This is a genomic window from Lewinella sp. W8 (assembly GCF_004375085.3).
GTDB lineage: Bacteria > Bacteroidota > Bacteroidia > Chitinophagales > Saprospiraceae > Neolewinella.
On the sequence record NZ_SNAQ03000003.1, the window covers coordinates 55,363 to 71,619 of the forward strand.

A 16,257-nucleotide genomic window follows, 5' to 3' on the forward strand; every position below is an offset into this window, starting at 1 on the left:
AGCCTACAACCTAATTTCTACTCCGAGGTAAAAGGCCCGCGGGGCACTGGGGATAATGCCGGGCCCCGGATACCCGGTAGCACGTCGCGTGAAGTAGCTATTGTCCGTCAGGTTGGTGATCCCGCCCTCCAGGGTGAAGGCCTTCCAGCGGTAGGAAAGGGAAAGATCGGCCACGCCGTAGGCGGGGATGACGCCCACGATGCCGCTTTGGTTGTCGCGCCGGTCCTGGGGGGCGTTGCTGGCGTCGGTAAACTGGTCGGAGAGGTAGCTGAATTGCAGGGAGCCCAGCAGGTCTCCGTAGCCAAAGCGCAGTCCGGAACGCAGGTTGAGCAGGGGAATGAATTCCACTTCTTTTCCCACTACGCCGGCAATTTCGGAGGCGGTATACTCCGAGCGGGTCAGGCTGGTATTGGCGAAGGCCGTCAGGGTATAGGGCGTTCCCCCTTTGCTGCGGGCATCCAGCGCTTTCCATTCCACCAGGCTTTCCAGCCCGTAGATGAGGGCCGAACCGATGTTGCCCCGCAGCCGGATGATCCGACCGGTTTCCACCTCCATGCCGTCGGCATTCAGCTGAACCTCCGGCTGCAGTACTTCCCCGAGGCGGTCATTGTACCGTAGTCCGAAAACGTTCAGGGTGTAGGCTAGCCGTTTGGCTTCCCCCCGCAGGCCGAGGTCGGCCGTCCAGCCGCGTTCGTCGCTGATGTCCGGGTCAACCTGGAAGGAGGGGTTGACGGTGCGAATGTCGTTAAAGGTGACCGAGCGGTAATTCTGGCTGGCGTTGGCGAAGAATTCGGTGCTTTCGGAGGGCCGGTAGCTCAGTCCCAGCCCCACCAGCAACAGATTGCGTTCAAAGATGCGGTCATCGGCAAAATCCTCCTCGCGAATGGGGTTGCCCGCCAGGTCGAAGTCGATCCGCCGGAAGGAGCCCGCACTTTCGGTGCGGATGTATTCGTAGCGTGCGCCCGGAGTGATGCTCAACTTATCGTTGAGGTAGAAGATGTGTTCTCCGAAGAGGGCCAGATTCCGGTTGGGGAAGGTGAAGGAGGACTGATTGGGGTAGGCCGGAAATCGGTCCAGCGCCAGGGAGAAATCGGCGTCCTCCGCGGCGGTACCCGGCCCCTGCAGGGCCGAATTGTTGGCCCGGTAGAGCTTGGCCCCCAGCAAGAATACAGCGGATTGAGCGGCCAGTTTGTAGCGGTGGAGCAAGCGTGCTTCGGCCCCCCAGTTTTCAAAGTTGCCGACGAGCAAATCCCGCGGTGCCGTCGGGTCATCGGTCTGGCTGACCCGATTGGTGCGGAAGCCCACCGCACTGCGGGCGGCGTCCAGCCCGAACAGGTTCAGGGAGAAGTTTGTCCGGTCGCCCCAGCGCTGGTCCCAGCGGAGATTGAGCAGTTGCCAGTCGACGGCAAACCAGTTCCGGCTGCGGTTGCTGAAGCTTGGGTCCGCGTAAAACTGGGCGTCGGTGAGTCCACCGGCCTGCTGGGCGAGGTAATCGAGGTAAGTGTATTCCAGGCTCAGGCTGCTGCGCTCCGAAAGCCGATAGTCGAGATGAAGGTAGGCGTTGTGGGCACTGAAGCCCGAATTCGGCCGGAATCCATCCCCGCGTTTGTAGTTGTAGTAGCCGTAGTAGCCCAGCTTCCCGACGGTGCCGCTAACGGAGTTAAAGCTGGTGAACAGCCCGAAACTACCCACCGTCTGCCGGGAAGTGAGGCTAAAGGCCCGCTCCCGCTCGGGCTTGCGAAAGACGAAGTTGATCAGTCCACCAAATTGGGTGCCGTACTGCAGGCTGGCCGCACCGCGCACCACCTGGATTTCCCGCAGGGCTTCGGCGGGTGGCGTGTAGTAACTTTCGGGGTAGCCGAGGACGTCGGCGCTGATGTCGTAGCCGTTTTGCCGGGTGTTGAAACTGGCCGTCCGGTTGGGGTCAAGGCCGCGGCCACCGATACTCAGCTGCAGGCCGGCGTCGTCGCTTTCGTAGATGTTCAGCCCCGATACTTCCCCGTACAGCTGCCGGGCCTGATTGCTGGCCAGGTTGACGGTGAGGGCCTCCAGCCGTACGACCTCCGTCTTTTTGCCCGCGTAAATGGCCGTGCCCTCCACGGCCCGCAAGCGGTTGAGCGCAAATCGCCGTTGCCCTTCGGCCACTACCGTGACGGCGCTCAGGTTTTGACTTAGTTTCGTCATGGCCACCGCCAACTCCTGGCTTGTTTCGGTCAGCGTGACCTGCCGTCGCAGGGTGGTGTAACCTTCCGCAAAAATGGTCAGGTTGACCTCCGCCAGGCCGGCGTCGAACTGCATGCGCACTCGCCCGCTCCGGTCAGCAGCGTAAAGGGCGGCCGTTTCGTCCACGTACACCTCCGCCGTAGCCACGGGCGCGCCCTGGTCTCCGTCCGTCAGGCGCAGCAGGAGGGAGGATGGCTGGGGGGCGGATTGTCCGAACAGTGGGCCCGGAGGGCAGGTGCCAAGCACCACCGTGAGCGCAAGGGATAGCAGTTTATAAGCCATGGATCGGGTCGGTAAATTCAGTGAGCCACTCCGTGCGTGGGGTGTTTTGGGTAATCGTCGTCAGGTCCAGATCGGGCCGGACGTAGGGCCGGCTTCCCCGGCCGTTGAGGGCAACGTAGCTCTCTACGTACACCGCCGGAGGCGGCTGCCCCTCCCGTTGGTGGGTGCGGGACAAGAAATGGGCGAACTCCAGGATGAAGTCCGGCTGCGTACTCATTTGTTTTTCCTGAAAGCCGTTCAGGTACTGGCGGTTATCAACGCTGAACCGCCGTCCGGTTTCGGGGTCCTCAATGAGGAAGTTGGCGTAGCCGGCCTTTTCCATCAGCATCACCCGCCAGCTGAAGCGGTAGCCGCTCTCGGTCCAGAACAATTCTCCTGGGTAGGCCAGGTACCGCCAGGGAAACAGTAGGTGGAAAACCAGTACTGCCCCAACCACCCAGGGACCTACCTTTGAGAAGGTGCTACCGGAAGCCTTTGCTCTTTTGGGGGTGCTTTGCACCTGCGGTCCCTCGCCCAAACCTATTTTTTGTCCCAGCATTTTTATCCAGCTGATGATCTTCTGATGAACCGATTCGTCGAGGAAAATGGTGGCACTCACAATCATGACGTAGGGGAACATGCCGATCGGGAACAGGACCCGGGTCAGGACGTGGAAGACGACCACCAGGCCAAAGGCGAGCCAGCGGGTGGGGCGCCAGAGGAGCAAAAAGGGAATGGTCAGATCGTAGAGGGCGCCGCTCCAGGCGAAGGCGTAATGCACCCAGGTCCGTTGCAGCAGATCACCGAGCAGAGGGACATCATATTTGGCGGGAAGCCAGATGGCCAGGGGTTGGGCGTGCAGTAGCCAGTCGGAATTTAATTTTGCCAGTCCCGCGTAGAAGTACACCACACCCACAAATATTTTGAGGGCGTTGACGGCCCAGGCGGGCGTGGGCGGTTTGGATTTCCCGCGGGCGTCCAGCGAAAAATGATCGGCCGCCGGGAGCCAGATCATCACGAAGGCCAGCAGACTGATGAAGTAATAGTGATTGAGGTAGGTGGTCTTGTCCATCAGTTCCACGTAGGTGAAACTCAGGAAAAAGGTGAGTGTGGCCAGTCGGTACTGCCAACCGAGGGCAATGAGCAGTGCCGACAGCCCCACAACGATGAACAAGGCGTAGGTCCAGTTTCCCAGTGGTTTTACCCATGCGAAATACTGGTAAGAAAAGAAGAATTTAGGCTCCAGGTACAGCTGCTCAATCCATCCGTTCCACCAAAATCGAACGACACTCAGGCACATCATGAGGCCAAAACCCATCCGGAAAACGGCTAATTTCATGCGGAAGTGGCTGGTTGCTAGTTCCTGGTTGCTGGTTAGTCGCCGTCGGCGTCGACGAAATCGACGTTGATGTTGAGGGCCTGGAGCATGTCCACCTTGAGCAGGATGACGGCCTTCTGGAGTTCATCGTACAGCCGAAGCATCTCGGTATTGTCGTCGATGACCTGGTTGCGGAAGTCGTCGCCCACGTTGGCCAGTTGTTGCTCAATTTGGGTGAACTGATCGTTGATAACTCCGCTGAGCAGTTCGCCATCCCGCTCTACCTCCAGAGCATCGAGGTAGTCAATCAGGCCGATGCCGCCACCGAAGCGACCGTTGAAGAAATTACGGACGTTGGTAAAAGAGGCCGTAAACAGAGTCTTGGCAAAATCCCCGGAGTACGGTGCCTCGGCGTTGTCGGGTAGGGGTGCATTGCTGAAGACGCCCGCGGGGATGCCGACCTTACCCGCGCGAAGATGCTTTTCGTAGTAGAAGATGAAGTCGTTCACCATCCGGTCTACCGAGGCCGTCGCGCTGTTGCCGGAATTGCTGATGAACTGCTCGCGGAATCCGTTGTCGGTCCAGTCCGTCAGCACTTGCCCGGTGAGCGTATGGATGCGGGTGGCCAGCACGATGAGGTAGTTTCGGTAAGCTGCGGCGTTGCTGCCGTTGAGGAGCTCCTCCTCGCTGATGCCGTAGAGGAGGTAGTCCAGGGCGGGGAAGCCCTGTTCGTCTACGGCGCTGGGGAGGTCCAGATTATGGGTGCCCGTCGTGGCATTTTCCTCGATCTGAGCGACGTCAGAGGGATAGATGCTCAATTGTTCGAGGTAGCGGATTTCTTCGGCCTTGCCGATGATGAAGGGGGCCGCCGCCTGATAATCCACGTAGGCTTCCCGGTAGGCCTGGCGGAGGGATTCCAGGCTAGTGGCATCAGGGTTGGCGTTGAAGTCACTGGCCGCCGTGGCCAGCGTTTCGCTGCTGGCTTCCAGGGTGGTGTAGGCGGGGATGATGGCGCCGTCGGCCCAACTTTCCAGCATGGCCGCGCGGTCAAAATTGACGGTGTTGGGGCCACCACCGGGCTCCTCGTCGTCGCAGGCGAGGAAGAACAGCAGGGGAAGGAGATAAAGAAAACGATTCATAACCAATCGGGTGTGATACGGGAGAAAGGGATAGTTCATTATGCACAAAAAAGATATCCGCAAGCGAGGCTCGTTCTTCTCGCTTGCGGATCGAGGTTGTTAGCTACCGGCTTCGTCGAGCGAGAGGCCAAAGCGCGTAGTGATCTGATTGGCCATGCTTTCGAGCGTTCCGGGAGTTACTTCCCAGAGTCCGTTGGTGGGGGTGGTCAATTCTGCGAGCAGGGTAGCGACTTCTTCCCGGCTGAAGTAGGGTGCGTCCGTTCCCGGGCGACGGGTAAACTGCAGGCTGTAGATAAAGCCGTAGCCTTCACTGAGGTCGTGGAAGGCCGCGCCGTAGGCTGCGGGCGTAGCCTCGAGGTTAAACTTACCTTGCATCAGATAGTAAACTGCCCGAATGGCGATTACTTTGGAAACCTCTTCCCGGATAATGTCGGCCTGGGCGTCACGTTCTTCGTATTCGCCGGCCACGATGGCGGCGCGGCCACGCTTGAAGGCATCGAAAATACGCTGGGCGATCCCGGCGTAATCCTCGTCATTTTCTACCCGACCAAGGTATTTGTTCAGGAAGTCATCATCATTACCCAGGGTGTTCAGCGGGCTGGCGGCATCGGGAGAAAGGCCGAACAGGTAGCCATAGGCTTCGTCCCATTTGTGCTCCATGGTGGTGTAGGGCTTGCCGTCGGCCACCGTACCGGCATCGTTGTCGGCAACGTTGCTGGCTTCGTCCAGTACGGAAGTTCCCAGGTAGTTGTTCAACATCTGATCGGTCATGAGTGCTCCGATAAGGCCCTTGATGATCAGTTGATCGTACTCGAGACCCTGTGCATTGACGTAACGCACGGCGCTACCGTCGGCAATCTGACCGGCCTGCCCCGGCTCGGCGGCCACATTGGCGGCGGGGAAAACCTCGTATACTTGCCCGGAGATCCAGCCGTCGAATTCTGCGCGGATTTCTGCGGCGGTAGCCGTATTGGTGGAAAAGTAATCCCGGCTGGCCGCAGTTTTACCACGAACGGATTTAGTGGATTCGTTCAGGCTGGCCTGGGTGTAGGGGGCAACGTCTTCGCCGTTCGGCCCGGCGTTGGCGTACATCGCGGCTAAATCTGCCTCGGTTTTGGTGAAGTCCTTAAGGGCATCGCCAATTTCGTTCCCCATGGCGAGGCGGTCGGTCTGTCCGGTAAAGGAAACGGTAGACGTTCCTTCTCTTTCAAAGGCGTAAGTGGTGGGGACCTCCAGCATAATGGAGGGCTCTTCGTCGTCACAGGCGGTGATGAAAGTGACACAAAATAGTAGCAGGGCAAAGAGCTGGCTGAATTTCATTTTTTGGATTTTGGGTCCTTAAGTTTATTTGAATTAATTCCAGATAGCGCAAAGGTACCCTTGTCCTTCCTCCCCGGACAAGCTTTTGGGGTGTTATTTTTACTTTGTCTAAATAAATCATTTCTTAACCTGATTTTAATCATGGTCGTGAAATGCTCGCGATTGATCGATTAATGGTCCCTGATTCGCGGGAGCACCGTACTTTGGCGAAAAACTCGCCCTATGCGTCGTCTCTTTCTCTTCATGCTGGCCATTACGGCCTCTCTCTACACCACTTCCTGCCTCGTCATTGAGGATACCTTAAACCTCAACGCCGATGGTTCCGGCACCAAAGTGACCATGATCGACCTCAGTGATATGCTGAGTAACCCCATGATGGGTATGGCACTACAGGAAAATATGAAAGACGGGGAGAGCGAAGTAAAGGACTCCTCCTTTCTCCTCGTGGATGAACTCGCTCCTCTGAACCCCCAGTGGACGGCCGAAGAACTTGAGTTGGTCAGCCGGATCAAGGGGCGGATTTTCGTCGATGGTGAAGCCGGGGAAGGTATGGTGACGTCTACTTTCCGTTTTGACGACCTTTCCGAGATCGCTCGGGTTGGCGACATCATTGCGGCGGCCAATCAACCGGAAGAATCGGAGGGTGGTCCGCAGGGTATGGCCAGCGGCCTTTCCGGTGCCGGCGGAATTTTCAAAACCAGTTTCGACTTGAAGAAGGGCCTTTTATCCATGAACAGCTCCGTCCCCGAAGACTTCAAGAACCCACTGGTTAATGAAGAACTGGGAGAAGAAGCTATGGGGATGATGAAGATGATGTTTGAGGATGCGGCCTTTGTTTACACGATTAATCTACCCGGCAAGGTGAAAAAGGTCAAGGGCTTTGAGGGCCACGAGGTAGAAGGCCAAAGCATCGTTCAGGTCTTTGACCTGCTGGAAATGATCGAAAAACCGGAGATGATGACGCCCGCCCTCACCGGTGAGATAAAATTCAAGAAATAACCGATCAGCGTGATGTTGGAGGACCTATGGAATTCTGCCCGCAAGGGCCTTGGCGACCTCGCCGGATCGGTGGGGGAGGGTGCCCGGGAAAAATCACTGCAGGTGATTGAAGACTGGCTCCAGATTTTTCCTCAGCTGCAGGAATACGGCCTGGAGGTAACGAGTTTCGCGATGGGACTGGCGATTAGCCCCTCCATCAACGTGGAGTTGGTCGGCCGACACGAAGACTGGACCGACGAAGCCATCGCCGAACGCCTCCAGGCACACAAGGGAGAAACGGCCATCACCATGGTGTTTACCACCATCCGTACGGCCTACCGTCTGCACCGGCAGACCAAGGCTCCGCTCCGGGATCCCCTCATTCTTAAAATCATCGTCCGGATATCTCCGGAAGTGCGGGTGGTGCTGGGCGAGCCGGTGTTGGAAGATTAGAGAGGACTGAAGGATCGAATGATTGACGGAAGGAATGGCGGAAGGATTATCTTAGGGGTAGTCAAAAGAGTCTTGCAATGAAGATTTTGAAGTACGTTATTGTAGCCCTTGCTGTTTTGATTGCTGGCTTTTTCCTGCTGGGAGTTATCACTCCTCGGGTAAGCTATGATGCCGAAATCATGGTCGATAAGCCCCTGGCGGAAGCCTGGGCGGTGTCCCAGGACGAGGATAAGATGGCCGACTGGCTGGAAGGGTTCCAGAAAATTGAAGCGGTGAGTGGCACCCCCGGGACGGTCGGCGCCGTTTCCGATATTCACTTCAATACGGGTGGGGAAGCGGTCGTTATCCGGGAAACGATCAAGGAAGTTAAACCCAATGAATCGGTGTCCATGTACTTCGAAACGGAATTCATGGACATGGATTACCGACTCTCCATGACCCCCATGGGGGAGCAAACCAAAATCACCACTTCCACGACGGCAGAAGGAAACGGCGCCTTCGCCAAATCCGTGATGTCGCTGATCAGCAGTTCCCTCAAGGGCCAGGAGGACGGTAACCTGGCCAACCTTAAGCAGGTGATCGAGAGCAACACCACGGATTACTTTCCCGTGGAAGAGGCAACCATGGAGGCGACGGCTGAGGAAACTGAAGGAGAATAATTCAGGTGCACTCACTATACCCCCTGCTATGCAGCAAGAAATCAACGAACAACATACGGTTCCTCCTTTATCGGAGCGGGCGCGGCTGCAGGACTATGGCGTAGGAATTTTCGTTTCGGCGGCCACCAAGTCTGCCCTGAAAAAGGTCATAAAAAAGGGGTACGTTCGGGTTAACGGGAACGAAGCCACTACCGCAACTTTCCTGCAGGGTGGGGAGCGCATCACACTCACCATTCCCGCAGATACAACACCTAGGAGGATATTTAATTTTTCCCTCGGGGTGCTATATGAAGATGAGCACCTGGCGGTGATCAACAAGCCTCCCGGCATTCAGGTGACGGGCAACCGCTTCCGGACCATTGTTAATGCCTTACCGCAAAATCTTCAGTGGAGTAGCATGCCGGATGCCGTTAAGCCGCACCCGGCGCACCGCCTGGATTTCGGCACCACGGGTATCCTCCTGGTGGGAAAAACCAGCCGCTGCACCCGGGCGCTCAATCAGCTTTTCAAAGAAAAGCGGGTAGAGAAAACCTACTTCGCCGTCACCATCGGGGAAATGTCCGGGAACGGGACCATCAATACACCGGTAGACGACCGAGCATCGGTTTCCCACTATGCGGTGACGCATTCGGTGCCTTCCAGCAGGTTCGGTCAGTTGAATCTGGTCAGGTTGACCCCCGAAACGGGGCGTCGCCACCAGCTGCGGAAACACCTGTCCGGACTCGGTCACCCCATCCTCGGCGACCAGGACTACGGAACTGATGGCCTGATCCTGATGGGCAAGGGGATATACCTCCACGCACATGCGCTTCGCTTCGTGCACCCACACTCCCGGGAAGAAGTTTCGTTTACCTCACCACTCCCCGAGAAATTCAAAAAGATCTTCCACCTGGACTAACCCTGCCCACTACCCGATACTCACTACCCATTTCACTCTAACACCTCCCGTTCCTTTCCCGCGACTTCGAGGATAAAGTCGGCGCCGTACACACTGGCCGGGGTCTGGTAGCCGGTGCGAAAATGCTGGTTCAGTACCCGTTGGGTGATCATCAGTGCCGTGATGGCGGTCAGGGTGTAACCCTCCGGGGTTTTGAGGCGGGCCCGAACGGTTTGCTCGTTATTAGTGGCTTCCCCGTATACGTAGGCTTCCCCTTGCTCCCGGCGTTGATCACTGGGACCGGCGGGCCGGGCGGCAACTTGTCGGCGGAGGAGGTTTTTCACCAGCGACAGGCGGAGTAGCGGACCGATCCAACGGCTCCACTTCATGAATTTCTGCTGGGTGGGCGGAGCGGCGAAGTAAGTTTCAATGTTGCCGATGCCGGTGGTGTGGAAAGCGGTGAAAACGTCGCCCCAGGGGATGGTGACGGCCCGCAGGCTTTTCTGGGCGGTGAAGGGGAACTCCGCCGTTTTGTAGGCCGGGGGCACGGGGGTAATCTTTCCCTGCCGGCGCACGGCGCCGGGTTGCCCGAGGCTTTCCAGCATGGTCATGGCCGTTCCGTGGCTCACGCCACCGCCCTTCCAGGCGAAGGCCAGCTTCAGGTCCGTGGCGGTGGGCAGCTGCTGTTTGAGGAAGGCGGCCAGGCAATCGGTGGGAACTACGTCAAAACCCACCCCGGGCATCATCATGATGTGGCGTTCCTTGGCCTCCTGGTCAAGGCTTTGTGCCGCGGCAAAGGCCTCGATTTCCCCGGTAATGTCCAGGTAGTGCGTTTCGGTATGCAGGCAGGCCCGGTGCATGGCGGCGGCGGTGAATTTGAAGGGCCCCGCGGCGTGCAGTACTACGGGGTAGGGAGCCAGGAGTTCCCGTAACCCGGATTCATCCTCCAGACTGACGGCGCAGTAGTCGTATCCGTAGGGTTCCGCCAGTTCCCGGAGTTTGTCGGCATTTCTACCCGCCAGGAGGGGGCGTAATCCGTAATCGGCCACAAACCGGGTGATGAGTTCTCCGGTATAACCGTAGGCTCCGTAAAGGACAAAATCGGCGGACATAGCGTAAACAAGCTCTAAGTGGACAGAAGGTTGGCGGGCGGTGGCAACCGGTAATCTTTGCCCTACTGGTCAGCTCGGCACCTGCCTCCGGCCAAAATACGATTTATGACCGAGGCCAAGCGCATTGGCTGATTAACTACAATCCTATATCCTTAGACCTAAATCCTTAATCCTAATTATAATTAGGTTCCTCGTTCATGTCCGCGATCACGGAAAAGGCATTGCCCTTGTGGTCCATCACCTGCGACCACAATTTCTGCGGATCGCTTTTGAAGACGTAGTTGGCGTAGGTGGGGGCGGTTACCCAGCTACCGAGAGAGAGTTCTTCTTCCAGCTGGTTTTCGCTCCAGCCGCTGTAGCCGACAAAAAAGCGAATGTCGCGGGGTTTGATGAGTTCCTGACGGATCAGGAATCGCAGTTGATTGTAGTCACCGCCCCAGTAAACCCCCTTGGCTACCTCGTCGCTGCCCTCGAGCAGATCGCCCTTGGCGTGCAGGTAATGAACGGTATCGGTGCCAACGGGCCCTCCGTAATAGATCGGGGCGTCGAACTCGGGAAAATCGTCCACCAGTTCGTCCACGCGCATGTCTACCTCACGGTTCAGAATGAAACCGATGCTGCCTTCCTTGCCGTGGTCTACCAGTAGCACGGCGGTGCGCTTGAAATTTTGGTCCAGCATGAAGGGTTCAGCCAACAGGATGGTACCACTTTTGATCAGTTTACTCATGGCCCGGTGGGTTTGATTACGGGAGAAACGCTCATCACTCGCCTAAAGTTACCATTTTTGCTTTTCCTTAAGGCAATGCCGGGTTTGATGACCGGAGGCAGACAGTTTTGGGCGCGGGGCGCAGGTGCAAAGTGGTTGGGCTGAGGCTGAGGAGAAGGCGGAGGCTGAGGCTAAGACTGAGGAGAAGGATTAAGCGTAAACCCCGGAGTAGGCTTGCTCTGCAAGCTGGTCGTTTAATGTTAAATAAGTAAAGCCGGAGGGGACACACAAAGGAGCAACTCACTGCGTTCGTTGCACACTTCGTGGTCCGAGGGGAGACCCCAAACCTGGTCGAGACGTTCCACGTCGAGCCAATCCTGAAGCCGAAGTAGGCTAGCGCTGGGAAAGAAGGTTAAGAAGAAGAGACTGGAAAAGGTCTGCTCCGCAGGCCGGTCGTAGGAGCTAAGGCTCGAAACAATTCTCCGGAGTAGGTCTGCCCCCCGCCCAGTGGGAGATTGGTCGGGCAGGCGCAATCCGGTTGTTTGGTGAAAGGGAAATAAAGCCGGAGGGGACACACAAAGGAGCAACTCACTGCGTTCGTTGCACACTTCGTGGTCCGAGGGGAGGCCCCAAAACTGGTCGAGACGTTTCACGCCGTGCCAATCCCAGAACCGGATGTCTCCCCGGAAAAAGCCTGCTTCCTCCAGCTAAAGGGGCAAGGGCAAGCCGGGCTTCGATTTTTTTTTACGGGGTGCCGTTCTTGGTGAAATGCCCCCAGGGCTCCGCCGAAATCTTAAGATCAAATGATCGGGGAATGGCGATTAACTTTCGTCGTCGCCATAGTCATCATCATCTTCCTCATCAATCATGTCGGGGTCGTCACCGTCGGAATAATGTTGCAGCAACTTGCTCAGTGGGTCTTTCAACAGGGCGGCACCTACGCCTCCAATAAATAGGCCGACTGATCCAGCAGAGAGGATGGTATTCCACTGTTTCTTGTTCGTCCTGATTACTTCTTCTACCTTTCCGGCGTAGCGCTGTCGATAATCGTGATATTCTAGCCAGCCTTTCGCGAAATAAGGGTTGGCTTGTTGGCCGTTATGTACAATGGACCGCCACTCATGTCCGCTTAATCGATGGTTGGGATGAAGGCGGGAAAGTGCTTCGAAATCGGTATGGTCAAGGATGTCCTGGAAAAGTTGATTTCCGGCCGGAGAGCCTTCCTGTTGTAATAGTTGATGAAAGGTGGATGGTCTTGCCTCAATTAGCGCATCAAAAAAGATATCGATGGGATTTCTTTTGGTTATTTGTCCAAGGGCCTCATATGATCTCATCAGTTGATGCTCCTTCCGGGCCAGTAGGGCGGCTTTTTTAACCACCTGCTTGTCTTCGGCTATACGTTCTTCCCACTGTGAAAGCAGGGTGAGAAAGCCGTACAGAATGCGGTTGCGTTCAACGTTGTCGCGCCTCATGCCGCGGATGAATTGCTTTTCCTCCGCGCGGTACTGATTGGAAAGGAGAAGGAAATCATCCTGCATATCTGCCGGGAGATCTCCGCCGGAAAAGATGGCTGAAAAAGCCTCGTCAATATTGTCTTCAGCAACGTATTCCCGAATGGACTGGATTATCCGCAAGGGTTTTGATTTTGTGGGTCCATGATGCCGCAAGCTTCGTAGAAGTCCCGCAGATTTTTGGCGTCTCGTTCGTCCTCAGTGATCAGGGGCAGGTATTCCTCCATCTCTCGAGGGGAGAGGTATCCATTGTATCGTGGGGTGAGTTGCCACTGAACGCTATTCTGGCAGTCTGCCGCCATGTTGCTTAATTCTTCCAGGGGGAATTCAGTTCCCAGGTCACCGCTCAGTGCCGCTCGGAAAAGCCGTTGGGCAAGGGTGAAAGATTGCATTCTTTGTAAGACAGTCCGGTCTTTACTGTTCCCATTTTTTATCCCAAGTTGGACTTCTCTGGCCAGAATACCGCTGGCCTCGAGTGCCGGGAATTCCCAGGGTTGGTAGTTGGAGTCCGGGTCATTCAAAGGAATGTAGGCAATCTGTTCCATGAACCGCAACGGAGCTAAAGTATTTGGTGCCGGACGCAAAAATGATAAAGAGGCATCCACGGAATAAGGCATCTCGCGCACCCCGGACCAGGTGGCTACGTCGGTTCTAAGCAGGGTGTTGGGGTCATACACGGTCATCGGATTGGCCTCCATTCGATCACTGAAGTTGGTGAAACTCCCCTGACTGGCCAGGAAGGCGCTTTTTACTTCTGTCCACAGTTTTTCGTTATAAAACTCAGGATAGGCTTCGATGAAGTTGTAATCGGGGTCGGAAATCCGACCATCCTTGGCGTAATACCGGTAAAAGACAGGATAATAATTTTCAATCTGTGCTGCCAGTTTACCCGCAAACATGGTGTATCGCAAACTTTCCAAGGCATCCAGCCCCGATTGATTCGCAATGGTTACTATTGCCGAGTAGCGATACAAAAGATCCAGAATCTGGGCACTTTGTAAGGCCTCAGCCACTACGGGGTGGCCGGCTGCAAACTTGTCAACAAACCGGTCCAGGGCGATTACCTCGCACCCTACTTCCGTATCAATTAAGGCAGGGTGGGCTAAAATTTTCAATCCCGGTAATTCTTGCATGCTAAGCTTGATCATGGTGGCCGCCACGGGGCGGCCATCGGCGGCGTAGGCCAACGCCTGGTAGACAATATCTGCATCGTAACTACCGGCGTCGTGCTGGGTTCCGGAAGCGTCGGTAAGCTTGATCTCGATCCTTTTTCCCCGTCGCTCCCAGCTTATTTCCCGGATATCCACGTCGGTTTCCCCGGCGTTTTGGGCTTCTTGCCCAATGAGTACACCCCCGATGCGACGAAAGCCGCGCAAGGAAGTGAAGCTCCGGGCCCGGGAAGCAATCGAACTGGAACCCATTCGGGCATTGGGGCGTACGCGCCGTGGTTTAGGTTTTCTGTTGGTATTATTGGAGGCGGACGGACCTCCTCCCAGACTACCGCCGCCACCACCACCACCGCCAGAGGGACTTACCGCTTCTTCCAGGAAACTCGGATTGTAAGCCACTTCATTGCTAATGCTGCCACTTACCGTATTCAGTTCGGCCCCCGGGCTGCCGGGGAACAACGATTTGTAAGAGTTTGCGTTATCCGCTAATGCTGCCATGGGCTCTCCTTGGCGTACGGCCATATTACGTAAGCTGTTATTCATGGTCCGGAGGTTGTCCGGGTGACGATCAATCCGATCCAAAAAGGGAGGGTTCTCCGCGATGTGGGCATTGAGTGCACTGGGTTCTGGAACCAGGCCAGAGCGATTAACTTCATATTGCATGAAGCGTTTAGGAGTACTGGTCGCGGAAGTGAATTTTTCTCTTGCGGTGGAAATCTTGGGTTCCGTCACCAAATCCCGCGTGTACTGCTCCATGTTGAGTTCCACCCAACTCTTGACGGTGCCGGCGCTCATACGTTTTGCCAGTCGTTTAGAGAGTTCACTACCCAAATCATTGGAGGAACTACGGAAGACTTCATTTGCGAAACCGTCAATCGTTTCAGAAATTGCCATGCCAAATACTTCCTTGGGGCTGGCGGGCCGACTGAAGGAAGCAACCTCTGCCCGGTATTTAGATTTAAGATCACTCCAAACACCTTTGGGGTACTGTTTCGCCTGGTTGCTTAAATAATCCCGATAGCGTTGTCCAGCCGTGGTTTTTGGTTGTGGTTTTCCGTTTCCCTGAAGCGAATTGCGCTCAATGCTTTCGGTAAATAGGTCCGCCTGACTGCGATTGGTACTGGAGTGACCATGAAAATCTACGCTGCTTTCGTATACGGCAGCACGGGCGTTTTTGGCCTGGCTGGTTCGTCCACCCACCTTTTTGGCAGTTGGTGCATTCTGGTTGGCATGTGCCTGGTAAGACGATAAAATGTTGGTACGAACTGCATGGGCCCGCACCCGAAAATCAGCCAGCCGGTCAGTGGTTTGGAGGGCGGTACTTACGAGCTGTCGTGCGTAGGTTAATTCAAAGTCACGCGCCAGCGCATTAACGACTTCGTCGTCTTCTTCCGTCCATTCTTCCTCCGCAGGAATTTGGGCCACCATTGTTTTTTGCCAGTTGTCAATCTCATTACGTTCCGATTGGATCTGGAGATCTACCAACTGCCGCGCAGCATTACTTGCGGTGGTGCTCAGCGGTGTATGGGCTGCACCCAAAAAGGAAATCAACAGTAGGGCAATACCGATCCGGCGGAGGACTTTGTTGGAGCGATTGACCATTTTTACCATTCCCTCACTACCAATGATGCCTAGAATAGTGTTCCACCAACCGGAACTGCTCCCTTCATCGGGTTGATCACCGAGTTCATCCAGTACCCGGCGGTCAACATCCGCCAGGACGTAGCTTCTTTGTAGGTCTTCGTCCGCTTTCCGCAGGTTCTTTAGGTACGCTGCTTTGCGCCGTATGTCCATCGCGCTTAGTTCACTATCTGAGATATTACCCACTCGAGAACCTTCCATTCGAACTTCCTGAATTGCCCTGCCGATCCTATCCATCTTGTCAGAAGGAGGCATGGGGGTTAGGCTTCCCTCCTTATATCGGTCAAGTAACTTGTCGTAAATACCTTTGGCCGTATGCTTACCCTGTCGGTAGAAGACTACAATAAGGATAACCGCCAGGATGCCCATCATCCAAAGGAAACGCTCGCCTCTTATGGCATTTGACCATTCACTGAAATTGGTTAGCGCAACCAGTAAGCTGTCCACAAGTGTAGTGCTGTCAAACATTCTGGCCATCAGGTTCGTAACCTTAAAAGCTAAGCCGACGAGGAAGAACGTCCATGCGCCAACTAGGGTAGCGGATCGAAGAAAACTAAGGGCGCTGATCCAACCCAACCTGGCCATTTCCGGTAATTGATGTTTGAATTCTCTTCTCTTGAAGAACGGAATCAACAATTTACCAACTGCAAGCGAAGAGATAAAGCAGAGCAGAGCGATAATGAAGATGGACATTGGGAGTGAGTTCTAAGCAGTGAGGCGTTCTCAAAAAGTCGGCTAAGGTTCAGGTTGACGTAATCGCAGTAAACCTGAAGAATTAGTCCATCAAGTTAGTAGGGTTTACGGATACTTCAAAGCGCATAAAGCACGTATTTCTACGCTATTCAGCTGATTTTTAAAGGTGTATGGTGCGATTTGGATACTATGCATCG

General features: G+C 55.6%; 12 protein-coding genes. 4 read left to right on the forward strand and 8 right to left on the reverse strand.

Annotated elements, in window-relative coordinates; genetic code table 11:
* Nucleotides 1-3 precede the first annotated feature (3 nt).
* The 4 genes from E1J53_RS04645 to E1J53_RS04660 form a co-directional block, all read right to left on the reverse strand.
* Nucleotides 4-2,505: a TonB-dependent receptor gene (locus E1J53_RS04645; protein WP_134271787.1), complete on the reverse strand. Its 2,502-nt coding sequence runs from the start codon at nucleotides 2,503-2,505 to the stop codon at nucleotides 4-6.
* Entirely contained in the window at nucleotides 2,495-3,823 is a 1,329-nt protein-coding gene (locus E1J53_RS04650) for an HTTM domain-containing protein (protein ID WP_134271788.1), read from the reverse strand. Before E1J53_RS04650 ends, E1J53_RS04645 begins: the two co-directional genes overlap by 11 nt.
* 35 nt (nucleotides 3,824-3,858) lie before the next feature.
* Nucleotides 3,859-4,941, reverse strand: coding sequence for an imelysin family protein (locus tag E1J53_RS04655; RefSeq protein ID WP_173021361.1), 1,083 nt, complete (start codon nucleotides 4,939-4,941; stop codon nucleotides 3,859-3,861).
* A 99-nt stretch (nucleotides 4,942-5,040) separates the two neighbouring features.
* Nucleotides 5,041-6,261 (reverse strand): DUF4856 domain-containing protein, encoded by a 1,221-nt coding sequence (locus E1J53_RS04660; protein WP_134271790.1) that lies wholly within the window; start codon nucleotides 6,259-6,261, stop codon nucleotides 5,041-5,043.
* Nucleotides 6,262-6,483: 222 nt separating this feature from the next.
* Here E1J53_RS04660 and E1J53_RS04665 point away from each other — a divergent pair, with 222 nt between their 5' ends.
* The 4 genes from E1J53_RS04665 to E1J53_RS04680 all read left to right on the forward strand — a co-directional run bounded on the left by E1J53_RS04665 (nucleotide 6,484) and on the right by E1J53_RS04680 (nucleotide 9,249).
* On the forward strand, nucleotides 6,484-7,260 hold the full coding sequence (locus E1J53_RS04665) for a hypothetical protein (RefSeq protein ID WP_134271791.1): 777 nt from the start codon (nucleotides 6,484-6,486) through the stop codon (nucleotides 7,258-7,260).
* Nucleotides 7,261-7,272: 12 nt separating this feature from the next.
* Nucleotides 7,273-7,692, forward strand: coding sequence for a hypothetical protein (locus E1J53_RS04670; protein WP_134271792.1), 420 nt, complete (start codon nucleotides 7,273-7,275; stop codon nucleotides 7,690-7,692).
* Nucleotides 7,693-7,769: 77 nt separating this feature from the next.
* The gene (locus E1J53_RS04675; protein WP_134271793.1) at nucleotides 7,770-8,351 is read left to right on the forward strand and encodes an SRPBCC family protein; all 582 of its coding nucleotides are present in this window, start codon (nucleotides 7,770-7,772) and stop codon (nucleotides 8,349-8,351) included.
* 28 nt (nucleotides 8,352-8,379) lie between these two features.
* Nucleotides 8,380-9,249, forward strand: a complete 870-nt coding sequence (locus E1J53_RS04680) for an RluA family pseudouridine synthase (RefSeq protein WP_134271794.1) — start codon at nucleotides 8,380-8,382, stop codon at nucleotides 9,247-9,249.
* A gap of 32 nt (nucleotides 9,250-9,281) precedes the next feature.
* Here the strand turns inward: E1J53_RS04680 and E1J53_RS04685 are convergent, their stop codons facing one another.
* The 4 genes from E1J53_RS04685 to E1J53_RS04700 all read right to left on the reverse strand — a co-directional run bounded on the left by E1J53_RS04685 (nucleotide 9,282) and on the right by E1J53_RS04700 (nucleotide 16,060).
* The gene (locus tag E1J53_RS04685; protein WP_134271795.1) at nucleotides 9,282-10,340 is read right to left on the reverse strand and encodes a trans-acting enoyl reductase family protein; all 1,059 of its coding nucleotides are present in this window, start codon (nucleotides 10,338-10,340) and stop codon (nucleotides 9,282-9,284) included.
* Nucleotides 10,341-10,512: 172 nt separating this feature from the next.
* Nucleotides 10,513-11,067 (reverse strand): YqgE/AlgH family protein, encoded by a 555-nt coding sequence (locus tag E1J53_RS04690; RefSeq protein ID WP_134271796.1) that lies wholly within the window; start codon nucleotides 11,065-11,067, stop codon nucleotides 10,513-10,515.
* Nucleotides 11,068-11,867: 800 nt separating this feature from the next.
* Entirely contained in the window at nucleotides 11,868-12,680 is an 813-nt protein-coding gene (locus E1J53_RS04695; protein ID WP_134271797.1) for a hypothetical protein, read from the reverse strand.
* On the reverse strand, nucleotides 12,671-16,060 hold the full coding sequence (locus E1J53_RS04700; protein WP_134271798.1) for a hypothetical protein: 3,390 nt from the start codon (nucleotides 16,058-16,060) through the stop codon (nucleotides 12,671-12,673). The genes E1J53_RS04695 and E1J53_RS04700 overlap by 10 nt, the downstream gene beginning before the upstream one ends.
* Nucleotides 16,061-16,257: the final 197 nt, after the last annotated feature.

Bases quoted from the DNA above. Each gene is read 5' to 3' on its own strand.
- E1J53_RS04645 (WP_134271787.1), bottom strand. From the start codon at position 2,505: ATGGCTTATAAACTGCTATCCCTTGCGCTCACGGTGGTGCTTGGCACC.
- E1J53_RS04650 (WP_134271788.1), bottom strand. From the start codon at position 3,823: ATGAAATTAGCCGTTTTCCGGATGGGTTTTGGCCTCATGATGTGCCTG.
- E1J53_RS04655 (WP_173021361.1), bottom strand. From the start codon at position 4,941: ATGAATCGTTTTCTTTATCTCCTTCCCCTGCTGTTCTTCCTCGCCTGC.
- E1J53_RS04660 (WP_134271790.1), bottom strand. From the start codon at position 6,261: ATGAAATTCAGCCAGCTCTTTGCCCTGCTACTATTTTGTGTCACTTTC.
- E1J53_RS04665 (WP_134271791.1), top strand. From the start codon at position 6,484: ATGCGTCGTCTCTTTCTCTTCATGCTGGCCATTACGGCCTCTCTCTAC.
- E1J53_RS04670 (WP_134271792.1), top strand. From the start codon at position 7,273: ATGTTGGAGGACCTATGGAATTCTGCCCGCAAGGGCCTTGGCGACCTC.
- E1J53_RS04675 (WP_134271793.1), top strand. From the start codon at position 7,770: ATGAAGATTTTGAAGTACGTTATTGTAGCCCTTGCTGTTTTGATTGCT.
- E1J53_RS04680 (WP_134271794.1), top strand. From the start codon at position 8,380: ATGCAGCAAGAAATCAACGAACAACATACGGTTCCTCCTTTATCGGAG.
- E1J53_RS04685 (WP_134271795.1), bottom strand. From the start codon at position 10,340: ATGTCCGCCGATTTTGTCCTTTACGGAGCCTACGGTTATACCGGAGAA.
- E1J53_RS04690 (WP_134271796.1), bottom strand. From the start codon at position 11,067: ATGAGTAAACTGATCAAAAGTGGTACCATCCTGTTGGCTGAACCCTTC.
- E1J53_RS04700 (WP_134271798.1), bottom strand. From the start codon at position 16,060: ATGTCCATCTTCATTATCGCTCTGCTCTGCTTTATCTCTTCGCTTGCA.